General features: G+C 33.8%; 15 protein-coding genes. 5 read left to right on the top strand and 10 right to left on the bottom strand.

The window, feature by feature from the left end:
• Positions 1-5 precede the first annotated feature (5 nt).
• On the bottom strand, positions 6-1,667 hold the full coding sequence (locus tag OH814_RS15605) for an ABC transporter ATP-binding protein (RefSeq protein WP_308828799.1): 1,662 nt from the start codon (positions 1,665-1,667) through the stop codon (positions 6-8).
• A 90-nt stretch (positions 1,668-1,757) separates the two neighbouring features.
• Here OH814_RS15605 and nusB point away from each other — a divergent pair, with 90 nt between their 5' ends.
• The 4 genes from nusB to OH814_RS15585 all read left to right on the top strand — a co-directional run bounded on the left by nusB (position 1,758) and on the right by OH814_RS15585 (position 4,525).
• Positions 1,758-2,663, top strand: a complete 906-nt coding sequence (nusB, locus tag OH814_RS15600; protein WP_076560256.1) for a transcription antitermination factor NusB — start codon at positions 1,758-1,760, stop codon at positions 2,661-2,663.
• Positions 2,664-2,680: 17 nt separating this feature from the next.
• Positions 2,681-3,196 (top strand): DUF1573 domain-containing protein, encoded by a 516-nt coding sequence (locus OH814_RS15595; protein WP_076560254.1) that lies wholly within the window; start codon positions 2,681-2,683, stop codon positions 3,194-3,196.
• Positions 3,197-3,205: 9 nt separating this feature from the next.
• Complete coding sequence (gene yajC / locus OH814_RS15590) at positions 3,206-3,562, top strand: preprotein translocase subunit YajC (RefSeq protein WP_115596464.1); 357 nt, start codon at positions 3,206-3,208, stop codon at positions 3,560-3,562.
• A gap of 240 nt (positions 3,563-3,802) precedes the next feature.
• A complete protein-coding gene (locus tag OH814_RS15585; protein ID WP_201133251.1) occupies positions 3,803-4,525 on the top strand; it encodes an SDR family NAD(P)-dependent oxidoreductase in 723 nt (240 codons plus the stop codon).
• 2 nt (positions 4,526-4,527) lie between these two features.
• On the opposite strand, the gene OH814_RS15580 is transcribed toward OH814_RS15585, so the two are convergent.
• The 4 genes from OH814_RS15580 to OH814_RS15565 all read right to left on the bottom strand — a co-directional run bounded on the left by OH814_RS15580 (position 4,528) and on the right by OH814_RS15565 (position 8,872).
• Positions 4,528-5,487, bottom strand: coding sequence for a hypothetical protein (locus OH814_RS15580; RefSeq protein ID WP_308828798.1), 960 nt, complete (start codon positions 5,485-5,487; stop codon positions 4,528-4,530).
• 27 nt (positions 5,488-5,514) lie between these two features.
• The gene (ligD, locus tag OH814_RS15575; protein WP_308828797.1) at positions 5,515-7,404 is read right to left on the bottom strand and encodes a DNA ligase D; all 1,890 of its coding nucleotides are present in this window, start codon (positions 7,402-7,404) and stop codon (positions 5,515-5,517) included.
• Positions 7,405-7,481: 77 nt separating this feature from the next.
• The gene (locus OH814_RS15570; protein ID WP_076560246.1) at positions 7,482-8,084 is read right to left on the bottom strand and encodes a DNA polymerase ligase N-terminal domain-containing protein; all 603 of its coding nucleotides are present in this window, start codon (positions 8,082-8,084) and stop codon (positions 7,482-7,484) included.
• A gap of 2 nt (positions 8,085-8,086) precedes the next feature.
• Entirely contained in the window at positions 8,087-8,872 is a 786-nt protein-coding gene (locus OH814_RS15565) for a Ku protein (RefSeq protein ID WP_115621089.1), read from the bottom strand.
• Between the two features lie 259 nt (positions 8,873-9,131).
• Between OH814_RS15565 and OH814_RS15560 the strand changes: the two genes are divergently transcribed.
• Positions 9,132-9,980 (top strand): mechanosensitive ion channel family protein, encoded by an 849-nt coding sequence (locus tag OH814_RS15560; protein WP_308828796.1) that lies wholly within the window; start codon positions 9,132-9,134, stop codon positions 9,978-9,980.
• Positions 9,981-10,115: 135 nt separating this feature from the next.
• Here OH814_RS15560 and recQ read toward each other — a convergent pair whose 3' ends face one another.
• The 5 genes from recQ to OH814_RS15535 form a co-directional block, all read right to left on the bottom strand.
• A complete protein-coding gene (gene recQ, locus OH814_RS15555) occupies positions 10,116-12,290 on the bottom strand; it encodes a DNA helicase RecQ (protein WP_308828795.1) in 2,175 nt (724 codons plus the stop codon).
• Positions 12,291-12,599: 309 nt separating this feature from the next.
• Positions 12,600-13,145, bottom strand: a complete 546-nt coding sequence (locus OH814_RS15550) for a hypothetical protein (protein WP_308828794.1) — start codon at positions 13,143-13,145, stop codon at positions 12,600-12,602.
• A gap of 47 nt (positions 13,146-13,192) precedes the next feature.
• A complete protein-coding gene (aspS, locus tag OH814_RS15545; RefSeq protein WP_308828793.1) occupies positions 13,193-14,947 on the bottom strand; it encodes an aspartate--tRNA ligase in 1,755 nt (584 codons plus the stop codon).
• Positions 14,948-15,086: 139 nt separating this feature from the next.
• A complete protein-coding gene (locus tag OH814_RS15540; RefSeq protein WP_308828792.1) occupies positions 15,087-15,521 on the bottom strand; it encodes an ankyrin repeat domain-containing protein in 435 nt (144 codons plus the stop codon).
• Between the two features lie 240 nt (positions 15,522-15,761).
• Positions 15,762-16,421, bottom strand: coding sequence for a DUF937 domain-containing protein (locus OH814_RS15535; protein ID WP_308828791.1), 660 nt, complete (start codon positions 16,419-16,421; stop codon positions 15,762-15,764).
• Positions 16,422-16,440 lie beyond the last annotated feature (19 nt).

Genomic DNA, 16,440 nt, shown 5'->3' with positions numbered 1-16,440 from the left:
TTTGACTATGCGGTTGCAGAATTGGTAATTTCGCTAAGATTAAGAATTTTGTCGGCTCTTTGTGCGCTAGACTCTCTATGTGTGATGATTATAGAAGTCGCATTATTGATTTTAGTATCAATATTTTCAAGAATATTTTGCTCGGTTTCTGTATCCAAAGCCGATAGTGAATCATCAAAAATAATGACTTTAGGGTCTTTTATCAGTGCTCTTGCAATGCAAATTCTCTGCTTCTGACCTCCCGAAAGCATCACGCCACGTTCTCCTACCATGGTTTTGTACTGTTCCTTAAACTCAACAATGTTTTTGTGTACGTCTGCAATTTTAGAATATTCAACCACTTTCTCGTGAGTAGGATTATCGATAGAAAACCCGATATTATGCTCAATAGAATCTGAAAATAGATAACTTTCCTGTGGAATATATCCGATAAAGTTTCTGTAATTTTCAAGATTATGATCTTTTAAATTTTTACCGTCAATCAGAATTTCACCTTCAGTAGGATCAATAAGTCGGCAGAGAAGTAAGGCAATGGTTGATTTTCCACTACCGGTTTTCCCCATAATGGCTAAAGATTTTCCGGCTTCAATTGTAAAACTTAAATTATCTAATGCTTTGATGCCTGTATTTGGATAGACATAAGATACATTTTTGAACTCAATATCACCTTTAATAGGATAGTTTTCAAAGTTTTTGTTATAAATATCAGACTGCTTTTCCAAAAACTCATTAATTCTCTGCATAGAAGCTTCTGCTCTTTGATTGATCGACGTCACCCAACCCACCATTGAAAACGGCCAGATCAAAATATTAATGTACATGAAGAAATCTGCAATTTTACCAACCGTAAGCTCGCCGGCGATGTATTTTTGCCCACCAATGAGAATTACAGCAACGTTCAACAATCCGATTACAAACAAAATAATGGTAAAAAAATAGGCTTCTGTTTTTGCTAAATCTAAAGCTTTATCCTGATAATCGCTTACTTTTAGACCATAATTTTTTTGAATATATTTTTCTTTTGCAAAGTATTTTACCACACGTATACCAGAAAAACTATCTTGTACAAAAGTAGAAATTGCAGACTGGCTCTTCTGCATCACTTTTGATTTTTTATTGATGATTGAGCTTACTTTAAATATGATGTAAGACAAGATGGGAAGTGGCAACAACGTCCAAACTGTCATTGAGACATCGGTTGTGAGCATATAAAAGCTGGTAATCAATAATAATACAACCAAATTGATCACATACATTACGCCAGGTCCCAGATACATTCTTACAGCAACGATATCTTCGCTTAACCTGTTCATTAAATCTCCAATCGTTGTCTGCTTGTAATCTGTGAGCGATAAATCCTGATAATGTCTGTAAATTTTATTTTTCAGTTCGTACTCAATTCTTCTGGAGGCAACAATGATGGTCTGTCGCATCATAAAAGTAAAAAAACCGGTAAGAAGTGAGCAGCCGACAATAATGGCAACATAGATTAAAACCTGCTTATTAAAGCCGAGATTTCCTTGTTTCGTCAATTCGTCAACTGATTTCCCGACAAACTGTACTTTATAGATATTAAAAAAATTACTGGCAATTATAAATAGGAACCCCCAAAATAATAATATTTTGTGCTTCCAGAAGTATGGGTTCAGAGTTTTCAGTGCTTTCATAAAGTTTTACAAAATTACAAAAATTGAGGGAGACAGAGAATTTCATAAATTTTAAATTTCATATCTTTGCACCCATAAAAAGCTCTTTGAATGTTAGGAAGAAGACAAATCCGTGAAAAAGTAGTAGAAACCGTGTATTCGTACTACCAAAATCCGATAAAATTTGATGTGTTAGAAAAAAACATGTTTTCGGGAATAGAGAAAATCTATAATCTCTATATTTTTCAGTTGAATTTTCTGGTTGGTCTTAAAGACCTTGCAGAAAACCAAATGGAAATTGGTAAGAATAAATACTTTAAAACTGATTCAGATGTCAATCCCAATCAAAAATTTATCAATAATCAGGTTTTAAAAAAGCTTGAGGAAAACCCTGAGAGATTGTATTTCACGGGTCAGCATAAAGATTTGAAATGGGACTTGCATGATGATATGTTGGTGAAAACTTTCCAACGTATGACAGCAGGAAAGCGTTATCAGGATTTTATGAAGGAAGATGGATATTCTTTTGAAGATGACCAGAAATTTATCGGGAAATTATTTTTAAGATATATTGCCGAAAACGAAGATTTTCATGATTATATAAGTGATAGAGAACTTACCTGGTCAGACGATATTCATATTGCAAACTCAATGGTGCAGAAGACCATTGGTTTTATGAAGGAGAATGAAGAAAGCCGCACTTTGATTAAAATGGTTAAAGATGATGAAGACAAAAATTTTGCAGGCAAACTTCTAAGAGATACTTTAAATAACTGGGAAGCCAATGAGAAAAAGCTTTCTGAGCGTCTTGAAAACTGGGATTTGGAAAGAATAGCATTGATGGACAAAGTTATTTTAACGACTGCTATTTCGGAACTTGACAATTTTCCTTTTACACCTTCAAGAGTTATAATTAATGAATATATTGAGATTGCAAAAGTATTTGCTACAGATCGTTCCAACATATTCATCAATGGAATTTTAGATAAATATTGTAAAGACTTAAATAGAATATAAATTAAAATTAATTTAATATGAAAAAGACATTATCAATTATTGCTTTGTCTGTAATCGGTTTCGGATTGGTTTCTTGTAAAAAAGAAAATAAAGAAGTACAAAACCCAGAAGTTATTGGTGTAGATTCTACCAATGCTCCTGTTGCAGATTCTACAGTTGCACCGGTAACTCCTACAGTAGCGGGAACTGAAGCTGCAGCACCTGTAAAATCTAACCAGCCTACCACAACAATTGCATTATCTGAAAGCAATTTCGATTTTGGAAATATTAAAAAAGGTGCAAAAGTAAACCACGTTTATGAGGTTACCAATACAGGAACAAACCCATTAATTATCTCTGAAGTAAAGCCTGGATGCGGATGTACTGCTCCTGAATTTACAAAAGAACCAATTATGCCGGGTAAAAAAGGAAAAATCACGTTAAGCTTTGATTCTTCAAACTTTGACGGAAGCGTACAAAAATATGCTGATGTTTTTGCTAACGTAGAAAATGCTCCGGTAAAATTGACATTCAATGCCAATATTCAACCATAAAAAATGAATATGTTAACATTATTTTTACAAGCACCTGCACAGGGAAATTCAACTACCATGTTGATGATGATGGGGGTGATGGTTGTCGGATTTTATTTTCTGATGATCAGACCACAGATGAAGAAGCAGAAGCAGGAGAAAAAATTTCAGGAAGAGCTGAAAGTGGGAAGCAGAGTAGTACTTACTTCTGGTCTTCACGGAAGAATAGCTCAGATTCAGGAAGACGGAGTAGTTATAGAAACTCTTTCCGGGAAACTGAAATTTGAAAAAGCAGCGATCTCAAGAGAGTTTACTGATAACCGTTTCGGCGAAAAAGCAACGAAAGCTGCTGACAAAAAAGAAGTTATCGAAACTGAAAAGAAATAATTTTAGTTTTAAATAATATTGTGTTTCGGCGGGGTGACGTTTAGTCACCGCGCCGATTCTTTTTATATTAATGTTTTAAGCATAGTGTCATTTATAACGCAGCAAAGCGGAGTGAAGAATCCATCTTAATAATCTTAGTTTCTTAACTAAAACTTACTTTTTCAATTTAAAATTGTAACGAAGTTCATCTTCGAATGATAAGCTTCTTTTAATTTATTGGGTTTAATTTATCTTTGCCTAATGAATCAAAATAAAAGCATTCTCATTCTCGGAGCCAATTCCGATGTTGCCAAACAATGTATTTTACAATATGTCGAAAAAGGTTTTGCCGTTATTGCAGCTTCCAGAAGTATAGATTCTCTGAAAGAATTTGTTACTAAAAATAACTTGTCAAAGGTTTCTGTTTTATATTTTGATGCTTCAGACTTTGATTCACATCAGAAATTTTATGATGAACTTCCAACAAAGCCTCATTTAGTAGTTTACGCAGCAGGATTTTTAGTTGATAATGAAAAAGCTTTAAGCAATTTCCAGGGAGCTCAACAAATGATGACAGTCAATTATATGGGAGCCGTTTCTGTTTTAAATATAATTGCAATGGATCAAAGCAATAAAAATTTAGAGAGAATTATCGGATTATCTTCACTTTCCGGAGTGAGAGGTCGCAAAAGTAATTTCGTTTACGGAAGTACAAAAGCGGCTTTCACGACTTATTTGGCTGGTTTAAGGCAGGAATTAGCGCAGAGAAATATAAAGGTCAATGTTTTGGTAAGTGGATATATTAATACAAAAATCAATGCGGGCTTAGACCTCAATAAAAACCTTCTGATGGAACCTGATTATGTAGCAAAGCATATCGTGAATGCAGGGAATTCTTTCACGATTGTCCCAAATTTTAAATGGAAATTGATTTATTTGATTTTGAAAATATTGCCAGAGAGTTTGGTGGCGAAATTACCGTAATATTAATAAGCATCCCTAACCCAAAAGAAGTCCTCTTCTTTTTTACTTGTTTTTAGTTTTTTCAAGGTTGATGTAAATTTTTCAATTTGTTTTGAGTCCAAATGATTATGTTTTTTATAAAAAGTTGCTAATCTTTGAATTTCAGAATCGTAGAATTTATTTTGATCATCGATATCCAGGTATCCATATTCATTATAAAAAATAGCCATTTCATTCGTAAATTGATTGAGCCTCTTCTCAACCTCATTAGAAAGATAAGCTTCCTCAATAATAAATTTACAGTAAAATGGTGCGGTCTTTTTATCTTTTGGAGATGGTTTTTGGTTGATATAAGCTTCGATATAGTCTTTATTAAAGTATAATTTCTGAGTCTCATTTACAGTATCAATCAAATCTAAAAAATTGACTGTAGCTTCTCCATTTTTATCAACTAAAACTACTTTTACGACGATATTGTCTTTTGGTAAATTTTCAAAATTAATTCCGAACTGGGTTGTAAATAAAAACCTGTTCATCTCTGAATAATCATAATCATCGTCCATTTGCAAGCAATAAATCATGAAGTTATTCCCAGTTTTATTTTCTTTGAATGAGCCGTTATACGCAATACAGTTTTTAAATGAACCCACATTGTAAAGATCACTGTTTTTTATTAAAACTACTTCCAAATAATCATTACTTAAATTACTACCATTTTGATGGAGATATTTGTCATTCATTAAATATCCATTAAGAATATTTTTTTTGTATTGCCAAGTAAAGTCTTTACTATATGTAGTTTCCCAATTTTCACCGTATCCAATGATTAGATTACCTGTTTCTGATTTACTGCTATAAACCTTAAAATTATTGTCTTCTTTTATTGTGTAATTTAATATCTTATCGTACGATAATTGTGTGATTTGAGCATTGAAAAAAAATTGTATAAATAGAAATACTATTAAGTAGGGTTTGTTTTTCATAATAAGCGTTTAATTAAAAATACTAAATTACTCCACATCCTGCAACAATTCAAGCGCCTTCATCATATCAATTCCCTTTCCTAAAACAGGCTTAAATAAATCACCTTTTTCCTTAATTCGTTCCAAGGCATTTTCAATAGTAAAATCAGTAGGCTTCAATCCTTTTTTCAGTTCGTTCCATTCAATCGGCATCGAAACCGATGCTCCTTCTTTCGGTCTTATGCTGTAAACACTTGCCAAAGTTTGCCCTTGTCGGTTTTGAAGATAATCAAGATAGATCTTTTTGTCGTCTCTTTTTTGAAGACTGCGTTCTAAAGTCGTGATTTTAGGGAGTTTGTCATTCACCTGCTTCATCAGAATATGGGCGAAATCTTTTACCTGATCATAATCGTAACTGCCACCCATTGGAATATAAATATGAATTCCCGTACTGCCGGAAGTTTTACAATAACCTTTTATTTTTATTAAATCTAAAACTTCTTTTACTTGTTGAGCCGTTTCAATCACATCATCGAAACTATTTTTCTTCGAAGGGTCAAGATCTAAAACCAGATAATCAGGATGTTCCAAATCAAGAAGCGAAGAATTCCACGGATTAAAATCAATGCAACCCAGATTATTAAGATAAGCCAATGTCGCTTTATCATTACAGATAGCGTAATCAATATATTTATCTGTAGATTCAGAATAAACTTTTGTTGTTTTGATCCAGTCAGGGAACGAGTCACCAGCATCTTTTTGATAAAATCCGGATTTTTCAATTCCATTAGGAAAACGGTTTAAAGAAAGCGGTCGATTTTTCAGATGTGGTAAAATGTATTCAGCGACCGACTGATAATATTCCACAATATCCCCTTTGCTGACCTCATCTTGTGGGAAATATATCTTGTTCTGATTCGTGAGTTTTATTGTATGTCGGTTGAGTTTAATTTCGCTATCATTTTCAAACTCATCTTCTGTATTTTCTGTATTTTTTTTAGTTTTCATATTTTTAGATTTTGTGGTCTTTTGAGTATTTTTTGTGATGGAGTTGCTGATTTCTTTCGCGTCTTTATCCTCCCGAATCGCTACAAATACAGGGTGTCGGAACATTCCATCTTTTGTAATTTCAGAATATTTTATTTCACAAACCAATTCGGGCTTCGTCCATGTAACCGGCATATTGGTTTTGGGAATGGTTTCAAACGGCGAAGTTTTTACAATTAATTTTTTCAGTCTCTCATGCAGCTGATTCAATAATTCATTATTAAATCCCGTTCCGGTGTGTCCCGAATAGATGAGTTTATCATTGATATATTTACCAAGAATTAATGCTCCAAAGGCTTTTCTGGATCCTTTTGGTTCTGTGAAACCACAAATTATGGCTTCTTCGGTATTGGTGAATTTTATTTTGAGCCAATCGGTACTTCGGCTGTTTTCAGTATAAATACTATCAGATTTTTTAGCAATCATCCCTTCCAGCTTCATTTTTTTCATCTGACTGAAAAAATCAATTCCTTTTTCAGGAACGTGATCGCAATATTTAATAAGGTCGGTTTCAATTAATGCATCTTTTAAAAGCTCTTTTCTTTGAATTAAAGGCAATTCTTCGGTAGAATGTCCGTTTAGCCAGAGTAAATCAAAAGCCTGATACGTTAAAGCAAGATTCGGATTGTCGCCGATTTGTTGTAATAGTTGAAAACTTGGTTTTCCATTTTCATCGTAAGCTACAATTTCGCCATCCAAAATCATTTTGTGTTTTTGCTGAGAAAAATCTTCTACGATTGTGTGAAATTTTGATACAAACGAAATGCCGTTTCGGGAGTAAAATAAAGGATTTTTTTTGCTTAAATCAGCCACAGCACGATAGCCATCCCATTTGATTTCAAAAATCCAGTTTTCATCATCAAAAGCCTCGTGAGAAGATTTTGCGAGCATTGGCTTGATGAATTTCTCTAGTTTTTTTTCATCAACTAAAGAATTGAACCGTTGAAATTTATGTTTTGTTTGAGAAGTTATGACTTCTTTTTGCTGCTTTTTGGGCTTTTTTTTTCCTCTAAAAATTTCGAGACTAATGATTTCGGTGAAACATTTTCTTCGGCATCATATTCATCCTTGGCAAATTTATCTTTATGTTTTATTAGCAACCATGCGTTATTATCAGTGTTTTTCATTTTCACTAATGCAAATTCACCTTTCAGTTTTTTGCCGTGAAGGATAAATTTTAGCGAACCAGATTTTAGTTCTTTCAACAATTCTTTTTCATCTGAAAGCTTGCTGGCTTGGTCTAAAGGTTCATAAGTTCCGCTGTCCCAGACTTCAACTTGTCCGGCTCCATAATTTCCTTCCGGTATATTTCCTTCAAAATCTTTATAATCATAAGGATGGTCTTCTACCATCATCGCCAAACGTTTGTCATCAGGATTTAATGAAGGTCCTTTCGGAACAGCCCAACTTTTAAGAACGCCTTCCATTTCCAGTCTGAAATCGTAATGCAACCTTGAGGCAGCATGTCTCTGTATCACAAAAATCAGCTTGTCATCACTTTTTTTTGTTTTTCCTTTCGGTTCGGTAGTTTCATCGAACTTTCTTTTATCATTATAATCTTTAAGTGCCATAACTAAGAAGCGTTTTTAGATTTCGGACTTTGTAAACTGGCTTTTAACTGTGCCATTAAATCAATCACTTTTCCCTGTTTTGCTGGTTCAGATTTTTTCAGCTTAACAGATTTACCTTTCGCTTTTTTCTTAATGATTTTAAGCAATTCTTCCGAATATGTATTTTTATAAAATGTAGGATCGAAGGGTTCTGATAACTGCTCGATGAGGTTTTTAGCCATTTTCAGTTCGGCTGGTTTCGGCGCTTTCTTGGCTGGAATTTTTAAGTCTTTGTAATCTCTGATTTCCTGATCAAATCTGAGACGGTTTAAAACTAAAACCTCATCATTGTACGGCCGAACCATTCCTATCGCTTCACTGTCACGTAGAACAAACGTTCCTATACCGACCATTTTAGTTTGTTGTAAAGCCTTAATTAAAAGTCTGTAAGCATTTTCTCCGTTTTTCTGCGGTTCGAGAAAATATGGAGTTTCAAAATAGACAGAGTCAACTTCTACTTCTTTTACAAAATGTTCTATCGAAAGAATTTTCGTTTTTTCCGGGCTTGCAGCTTCGTAATCTTCATCATCAAGAACAACATATTTATCATCCATAAGATAACCCTTTACAATGTTTGCCCACTTTACTTCCTTACCTGTTTTTTCGTTGACTCTTTTGAATTTAATATTTGAAAAGTCAGATTTATCCAGCATATCAAGATCCAGTTTACTGGTTTCTGTTGCAGAATAAATCTTTACAGGAATATTGACCAAGCCAAAACCAATGGCACCGTTCCAAATTGCTTTCATTGTCTTTATTTTTAGAAGAAAATACAATGATTGTGCCGTATGAATATCAATTAATTAATGAAAAAGGATTATATATTTATTTTATAGTAAAATGTTTTCAATATAACTGCTTGTATTCGTGTTTTCTAAATTTTACTACCTTTGACGCTTCTATTTTTGAAAGAAGTCAATCTTCTTTTTAATTAAATAATTTTCAACAATATTACTGTTGGGAATAATCTCAAATTCTAATTTATAATAATTACTAAAAAAATTTTTAATGAAAGATTTAAATCTAAGCAATGTACAAGATAACTGGGAGAATTTTATAACGTCTGCTATTGCTATGGCTCCAAGACTTATTACTGCTTTGGTATCTGCCATTCTTATATTTATCGTAGGAAGATGGATAATAGGATTACTAAAAAAACTAATTAGAAAAGCATTTATCAAGAAGGAAGTGGAGCTTTCTCTGCAAAAATTTTTGCTGAATGTGATTACATGGTCACTGAATATTTTGCTATTTATTATAGTCGTTACACAGCTTGGTGTGCAGACTTCTGCCTTTGTAGCCATGATTGGGGCTGCAGGTTTGGCAATCGGTTTAGCTTTGCAGGGATCACTGGCGAATTTTGCGGGAGGAATTTTAATTTTAATGTTGAAACCCTTTAAAGTAGGTGATTATATTGAGGTGAAATCTGGAGAATCTGGGACGGTACACGAGATTGATATTTTTCACACGAGACTTATTACTCCACAAAATCAAATGGTGATAATCCCGAATGGAGATGTTTCCAATAACAGCATTACAAATTATACCCATTTGGGCACACGCCGTACGTGGTTTAATATTGGAGTTTCTTATAATGCAAACCTTAATGAAGCAAAAAAAATTCTTTTAGACGTAATAAAAAATAATCAGTATGCATTCGAAAGTCCTGCACCTCAGGTTGTGGTAACGGAATTGGGTGATAGCGCCATCAATTTATCGATAAGAGCAACAACTTCTCTGGATAATTTTTGGACGATGAATGAAGAGTTAATCATTAATTGCAAAAGAGCCCTGGATAATGCAGGAATTGAAATCCCTTTTCCACAGAGAGATTTGCATATTTACCAAAATGCTTAGTTTTGTTAAAGAATGTTTTAAATCTAAGATTGTTTTTATTAAAAATGGAAAAAAAATAAGGTGTTAAGAGTTTACTTGGTTTTTGACTAAATCTCATCAAGTAACTTCACAGATTTCTCTCAATACCTGTACTTTTCATTTTTGAGATTGATGATAAGCGACCGCAATATTAATTTCAAAATAAGAAAAATCCTCACCGATTTCTTCTTTAATAGCTTTCAGAGATTGAATAGATTGCGATTTTGCAATATCAATAATAGGTTGCAGTTTGCTAATGTCCATCAATTCAATTGGCTTAATAGTTCCAACTTTTATGAAATTAACCAAATGATTTTGAATGGTTGGTATAGTCAAATTTCTGATTTTAGCGATTTCTTCGATGTTGTTTCCTGCTTTGAACATTTGAAAAGTCGTTGTAAAAGTTCCTGCTGGAGATTTTTTGGTATTTTTCGTTGCAGTTTTCTTTTTTGGTTTCTTTTCGGAAATTCTACTGGTTAAATTATGAATCTCACTATAATTGTGAATGACTTTCAGAAGATTCTCGCCATATTTTTCGATTTTAAAAGCTCCGAAACCGCTTATTTCATTAAGTTCTTCTTTTGTGTGAGGAAGATAAGCTGAAAGTTCTAGTAAGGTTGCATCCGAAAAAATAACATACGGCGGAACATTTTCTCGTTCGGCAATTTCTCGTCTCAGGCTTTTTAAATCCAAAAATAAATCTGGATTGTTGTCGATTGTAGAAGTTGAATAATCCGTCTCTATTTCATCAACATTCACAGCTTTGGCTTTTTCTTTTACTTTTCTGAAGATGACTTTTTTATTCTTAAATAAAACCAATTTGCTTTCTTCATTTAGTTTTAAAACCGAAAATTCTTCATTCGATTCACTCAAAAAACCATTGATCAGAAGTTGAGTAACCAAATTTTGCCAATAACTTTTATCGTGATTATCTCCAATTCCATAAGTGGGCAAAGTCAGCATATAGTCTGTGATTTTTACACTTCTGGAGCCTCGCAGAAAATCAATAATTAAATTTTTTCCGTATCGTTCTTTTAACCTGAAAACTGCACTCAATAATTTTTGAGCATCTGTTGTTGCTTCCCAATTCTCAAATTCACTAAGGCAAAAATCACATGAATTGCAGTTTCCATCATGTTTTTCACCGAAATATTCCATGAGATATTGTCTTCGGCATTTTTGCATTTCGGCAAAGTCGGACATTTGTTTCAGCTTTTGCAACATCAGTTCAGATTGTTCCTGATTACCTTCTATCATTGCAAATTTTTTCAGCTTCATTACATCGGCGTAAGAGTAAAATAAAATGGCTTCACTCGGAAGACCATCTCTTCCGGCTCTTCCCGTTTCCTGGTAATAACTTTCGAGATTTTTGGGTAGATCTGCGTGCATCACAAAACGAACATTGCTCTTGTCTATTCCCATTCCAAAAGCAATGGTAGCCACCATCACCCGGGTTTTGTCCTTTAGAAAATTTTCCTGAACTTCCGCTCTTTCCAATGATGAAATTCCTGCGTGATAAAAAGCGGAATTGATGCCGTTTTCCTTCAGCTTTCTAGACAATTCTTCCGTGCCTTTTCTCGACAAACAGTAGATAATTCCCGAATCGTCCGGATGTTCGTTAAGATATTGAATAATATTCTGCAGAACAGATTGCTTCGACTGAACGAAATATTTGATATTGGCTCTGTCAAAAGAAGAGATCAAAACCAATGGATTTTGAAGATTCAGTTGTTTGATGATGTCTTTCCGAGTGATTTCGTCGGCACTTGCCGTTAATGCGATGACAGGAATCGTTGGGAATTGCTTTTTTAATCCGTTTAAAAATAGATAATCCGGACGGAAATCATGACCCCAATGCGAGACACAATGCGCTTCATCTACCGCAAACATGGAAATATTGATCTCCGTGAGCATTTCTAAAAACGCTCCATTTTCCGAACTTAATTTTTCGGGAGCAACGTATAAAAGTTTGAGTTTTCCGTTTTTTAATTGATTTAAAGTTTCATTTTGCTCAAAAAATGACATCGAAGAATTGATGTACGAAGCTGAAATTCCGTTCACGCGCAATGCATCAACCTGATCTTTCATCAAAGCAATAAGAGGAGAAATAACAATTGCTGTTCCTTCCAAAACCAAAGCCGGAATTTGATAACAGAGCGATTTTCCACCGCCGGTCGGCATCAGGACAAAAGTGTCTTTCTTATTTATTACATTTTCAACGGCGTTCGCTTGTTCGAGGCGGAAATTATCGTAGCCAAAATACTTTTGAAGTACTTCTAAAGGAGATTTCATAATTCAAAATTTGTGTTTACGTAAAAGTAATAAATTCTGTTGCTTTTGAGAAAAAAATGATTTTATAATTGTTGAAAATTATGAGTCGTTATTATTTTGATCTTATTCGTAAGCTACTCCCTTTCAAAACATGTGAAAAACTTTCCGATTATCTTTGTCTACATCAACATATTGATCTGTGTTTTATAAAACCGTCGATATCTTCAATGCTTTTGGTTTCTCATTGTTCTTTATTTTCCATAAAATCTGTTTCGAGATTTTCTATGAATTGAATGAAATCTTGTCTTGTCATAAAAGTTTTAATTGTGATTAAACTTCTTTAAACTGAGATTTTTTTTCAAGATAGGCAATTGTTTTGTTGAGATTGCTCTCATCAATATTCGCTTTGTCTAAAATGAAATGCATGAATGAAGAGGCTGTAATGTAAAGATATTTGTCATCTAGAATACAGTAAGTGATTTCCTGCCAAATAAATTTGTATTCAGATTTATAGTTTTTGAAACAAAAATAAGTAGGATTAAATTCCCAAATTACATCTTTTGAATTTATTTTGATGTTTGATATTTCTCTTGCTATTAATTCCTGAATATTTTTTTTATGTTTTTTGTATTGAGAATAATAATAGAAACAATAGATGTATGTCGCAATTACATATCCTCCAAAAAGTCCTGCAAATCCATAATCTTCAGTAATAAAAAATATTATTGCGAATAGTAAAATGATAGTGCTAGCGAATAAATTTTTATTGTTTTTTGCGAGATTTTTTTTCCAAATTCTTTTAAATTCATAGTGTTGAATCTGTTTGAAAATTTCTTCGGTACAAGGAGTGTTGTAGATTAAAATTTCTTCGGTCATAGTTTTTATTTAAATAAAAAAGCGGAGAAAAAATCTCCGCTTCTAATTTATGCTTTTAAATTTAATTGTAATTCCAATTCATCGAGCTGTTCATCAGCAATTGCGGCCGGCGCATCGATCATCACATCTCGCCCTGAATTATTCTTAGGGAAAGCGATATAATCTCTAATTACTTCGTTTCCGTCAAGAATTGCCACCAAACGGTCAAATCCGAAAGCCAAACCACCGTGAGGCGGAGCGCCGTATTTGAAGGCATTCATTAAGAATCCAAACTGAGCTTCTGCTTCTTCTTTTGAAAATCCTAATAAATCAAACATTCTTGACTGTAAATCTTTATCAAAAATTCTGATAGAACCTCCACCAATTTCGTTTCCGTTCAGAACCATGTCGTAAGCATTGGCTCTTGCTTTCCCCGGATCGGTTTCCAATAAATGAATGTCTTCCGGCTTTGGAGAGGTAAAAGGGTGATGCATTGCATGGTAACGTCCGCTTTCTTCGTCAAATTCCAATAACGGGAAATCAACAACCCATAGTGGTGCGAAAACATCTCCTTTTCTTAGTCCTAAACGGTTCCCAAGTTCCATTCTCAAGGCAGAAAGCTGAGTTCTTACTTTATGCTCGTTTCCTGAAAGAATTAACATTAAATCGCCTTCTTTTGCTCCGAATTTTTCAATAATTTTTGTTAAATCTTCTTCGTTGTAGAATTTATTCACAGAAGAAGTTTTCACACCATCATTCTGGAATTTAGCCCAAACCATTCCTGAAGCTCCGATTTGTGGACGTTTTACCCAATCAACAAGCTCATCGATCTGCTTTCTTGTATACTCTGCGCAACCTTCAACATTGATTCCGACAACCAATTCAGCGTCATCAAATATTTTAAAATCTTTTCCTTTTACTAATTCATTCAATTCTACGAACTCCATTCCGAAACGGATATCCGGTTTGTCGTTCCCATATTTCTGCATTGCATCGGCAAACGTCATTCTTGGGAAAGTTCCGAATTCCTGACCTGTAATATCTTTGATCAGGGTTTTCGTCATTCCTTCGAACACATTCATCACGTCTTCCTGATCTACAAATGCCATTTCACAATCGATTTGTGTAAATTCAGGCTGTCTGTCGGCTCTCAAATCTTCATCACGGAAACATTTAACGATCTGAAAATATTTATCCATTCCACCAACCATCAATAATTGTTTGAAAGTCTGTGGAGATTGTGGTAATGCGTAAAATTGTCCCGGATTCATTCTGCTCGGGACAACGAAGTCTCTCGCTCCTTCCGGAGTAGATTTGATTAAAACCGGAGTTTCAACTTCGATAAACCCTTCGTCTGAAAGATAATTTCTCACCTTTTGCGCCATTTTGTGACGGAAGATCAGCTTATCTCTTACCGGAGCTCTTCTGATGTCCAGGTAACGGTATTTCATTCTTAATTCTTCACCACCGTCTGTTTCGTCTTCAATCGTGAAAGGCGGAAGTTGAGACTCATTAAGAACTTCTAATTTTTCAACTAAAATTTCAATTTCTCCAGTCGGAATATTCGGGTTTTTGCTTACTCTTTCGATAACTTTTCCTGTCACCTGAATTACGAACTCACGTCCCAATTTTTTTGCGTTTTCCATCAATTCCGCTGTAGAACGATCCTGGTCGAAAACTAACTGAGTAATTCCGTAACGATCCCGAAGATCTATCCAAATCATAAATCCTTTATCACGAATGGTTTGTACCCATCCTGAAAGTGTAACTTCTTCATTAAGATGTTGAAGAGATAATTCTCCGTTGGTGTGCGATCGAAACATAATTATTTGTTTAAAGTTCAATGTTTAAGGTTCAATGTTTTGAGCCTTGAATTTCCGTCTGCAAAGATAATATTTTTGAAGGGTTTAAAAACAAAAAACTTCCCGAAGGAAGTTTTAAGTTATATATTGTTAAAATTTTCTAAAGAATAGCAGCCGTTTCCGGGTGGTTGTTTTCTAACGCATGATCTTTAGCTGTTTTGCCGTTGCTATCTTTTGTCTCTTTTTTTGCTCCGTTTTTTAAGAAAAGTTTTACGGTATCTGTGTATCCATACATTGCTGCATACATTAATGGTGTAACGTCGCTACAAGACTTGTTTACGCTTATTTTGTTTGCAAGTAAATAGTTGATAACATTTACTCTTTCATACCTTGCGCTTAAAGAAAACATATTATAGGAAACTCCTTTAATGTCAAAACATTTAATAAAGTCTTCTTTCTTGAAAACCTTTTTTATATCTTCTATTTTATCTGTCTGGAAAACTTTCATTTTTTCATTAGAAAGTTCTTGCGCAAACAGGCTATTACTGAAGATAGCAATTCCAAAAAGCAAAGTGGTAGTAATTATTTGTTTCATAAATATTAATTTTATCTAAATAATATACAAAGCTAAATAATTTATTTGATACATGTTGCTAATTATAAATCGATTTGATTGCTTTTTTCAAAACTTCATCTTTGTTGTTTTTGATTTAAATAATTATAAGTAAAATGATTTTTAAATCTTAATCTTTTTATACTTCAATATTTCCTGATTTTACAAAAAAATACCAAAGCAAAAAACTTCGGTACTATATCTTTTTAAAATGTGAGAGAATTATTTCCCTCCAAAAAGTCCGCCCAGAATATCTCCTAAACCACCATTTTGTTGTTGCTTTTGTTGACTACCTCCGCCAAGAACACTCCCTAAAATATCATTCAAAGGATTTCCTGAAGATTGTGATTGTCCACCACCTAATACGCTTCCAAGAATATCGTTTAATGGATTAGACTGCTGTTGTTGAGCTTGAGTTTGTGCACCTCCCAAGATTCCTCCTAAAAGATCACCAAGACCTCCAGCTCCAACGTTGTTTTGCTGTTTTTCTTTGCCAATATATCCCATGATGACGGGAGCAAGCATTGCCAGAATAGGTCCGATCTTATCAATAGAGATTCCTGTATTTTGTGAGAGCTGATTTTCAACAGTACTTTTTTCATTTCCAAAAATATGAGAAAGTATAGACCCACCTTCATTTTGTCTGGCTTCCAACTGCGAAGTGTCATCTAAAATACTTCCGTCGTGATCTTTTTCTAACGCACTATTTAAAGCTTCTGCTTCTTTATTGTCCTGAGATTTATTTCTCAAGTAAGAGATTACAAGAGGTGTTGCAACTGCCAAAAGTGCGATGATTTGGTTTTTGCTAATTCCGAATTTGGTTTCAGCTTTTTCTGCAACCTGGTTTCCTGTATTTCCTGTAAGTAAATCGATTAAACTCATTTTTGTGTTTATTTTTAAG

The organism is Chryseobacterium sp. CFS15 (assembly GCF_031118795.1).
In the GTDB taxonomy this organism is placed as follows: Bacteria; Bacteroidota; Bacteroidia; order Flavobacteriales; family Weeksellaceae; genus Chryseobacterium; species Chryseobacterium indoltheticum.
Note: the sequence above shows the minus strand (reverse complement) of the source record. Positions and strands in the feature narration are given on the sequence as shown.

What these genes read in the sequence shown, in the direction of transcription:
- nusB (WP_076560256.1), top strand. Translation starts at nt 1,758, where the DNA reads ATGTTAGGAAGAAGACAAATCCGTGAAAAAGTAGTAGAAACCGTGTAT.
- yajC (WP_115596464.1), top strand. Translation starts at nt 3,206, where the DNA reads ATGTTAACATTATTTTTACAAGCACCTGCACAGGGAAATTCAACTACC.
- OH814_RS15595 (WP_076560254.1), top strand. Translation starts at nt 2,681, where the DNA reads ATGAAAAAGACATTATCAATTATTGCTTTGTCTGTAATCGGTTTCGGA.
- OH814_RS15585 (WP_201133251.1), top strand. Translation starts at nt 3,803, where the DNA reads ATGAATCAAAATAAAAGCATTCTCATTCTCGGAGCCAATTCCGATGTT.
- OH814_RS15540 (WP_308828792.1), bottom strand. Translation starts at nt 15,521, where the DNA reads ATGAAACAAATAATTACTACCACTTTGCTTTTTGGAATTGCTATCTTC.
- recQ (WP_308828795.1), bottom strand. Translation starts at nt 12,290, where the DNA reads ATGAAATCTCCTTTAGAAGTACTTCAAAAGTATTTTGGCTACGATAAT.
- OH814_RS15565 (WP_115621089.1), bottom strand. Translation starts at nt 8,872, where the DNA reads ATGAAAGCAATTTGGAACGGTGCCATTGGTTTTGGCTTGGTCAATATT.
- OH814_RS15535 (WP_308828791.1), bottom strand. Translation starts at nt 16,421, where the DNA reads ATGAGTTTAATCGATTTACTTACAGGAAATACAGGAAACCAGGTTGCA.
- aspS (WP_308828793.1), bottom strand. Translation starts at nt 14,947, where the DNA reads ATGTTTCGATCGCACACCAACGGAGAATTATCTCTTCAACATCTTAAT.
- OH814_RS15570 (WP_076560246.1), bottom strand. Translation starts at nt 8,084, where the DNA reads ATGGCACTTAAAGATTATAATGATAAAAGAAAGTTCGATGAAACTACC.
- ligD (WP_308828797.1), bottom strand. Translation starts at nt 7,404, where the DNA reads ATGCTCGCAAAATCTTCTCACGAGGCTTTTGATGATGAAAACTGGATT.
- OH814_RS15560 (WP_308828796.1), top strand. Translation starts at nt 9,132, where the DNA reads ATGAAAGATTTAAATCTAAGCAATGTACAAGATAACTGGGAGAATTTT.
- OH814_RS15550 (WP_308828794.1), bottom strand. Translation starts at nt 13,145, where the DNA reads ATGACCGAAGAAATTTTAATCTACAACACTCCTTGTACCGAAGAAATT.
- OH814_RS15580 (WP_308828798.1), bottom strand. Translation starts at nt 5,487, where the DNA reads ATGAAAAACAAACCCTACTTAATAGTATTTCTATTTATACAATTTTTT.
- OH814_RS15605 (WP_308828799.1), bottom strand. Translation starts at nt 1,667, where the DNA reads ATGAAAGCACTGAAAACTCTGAACCCATACTTCTGGAAGCACAAAATA.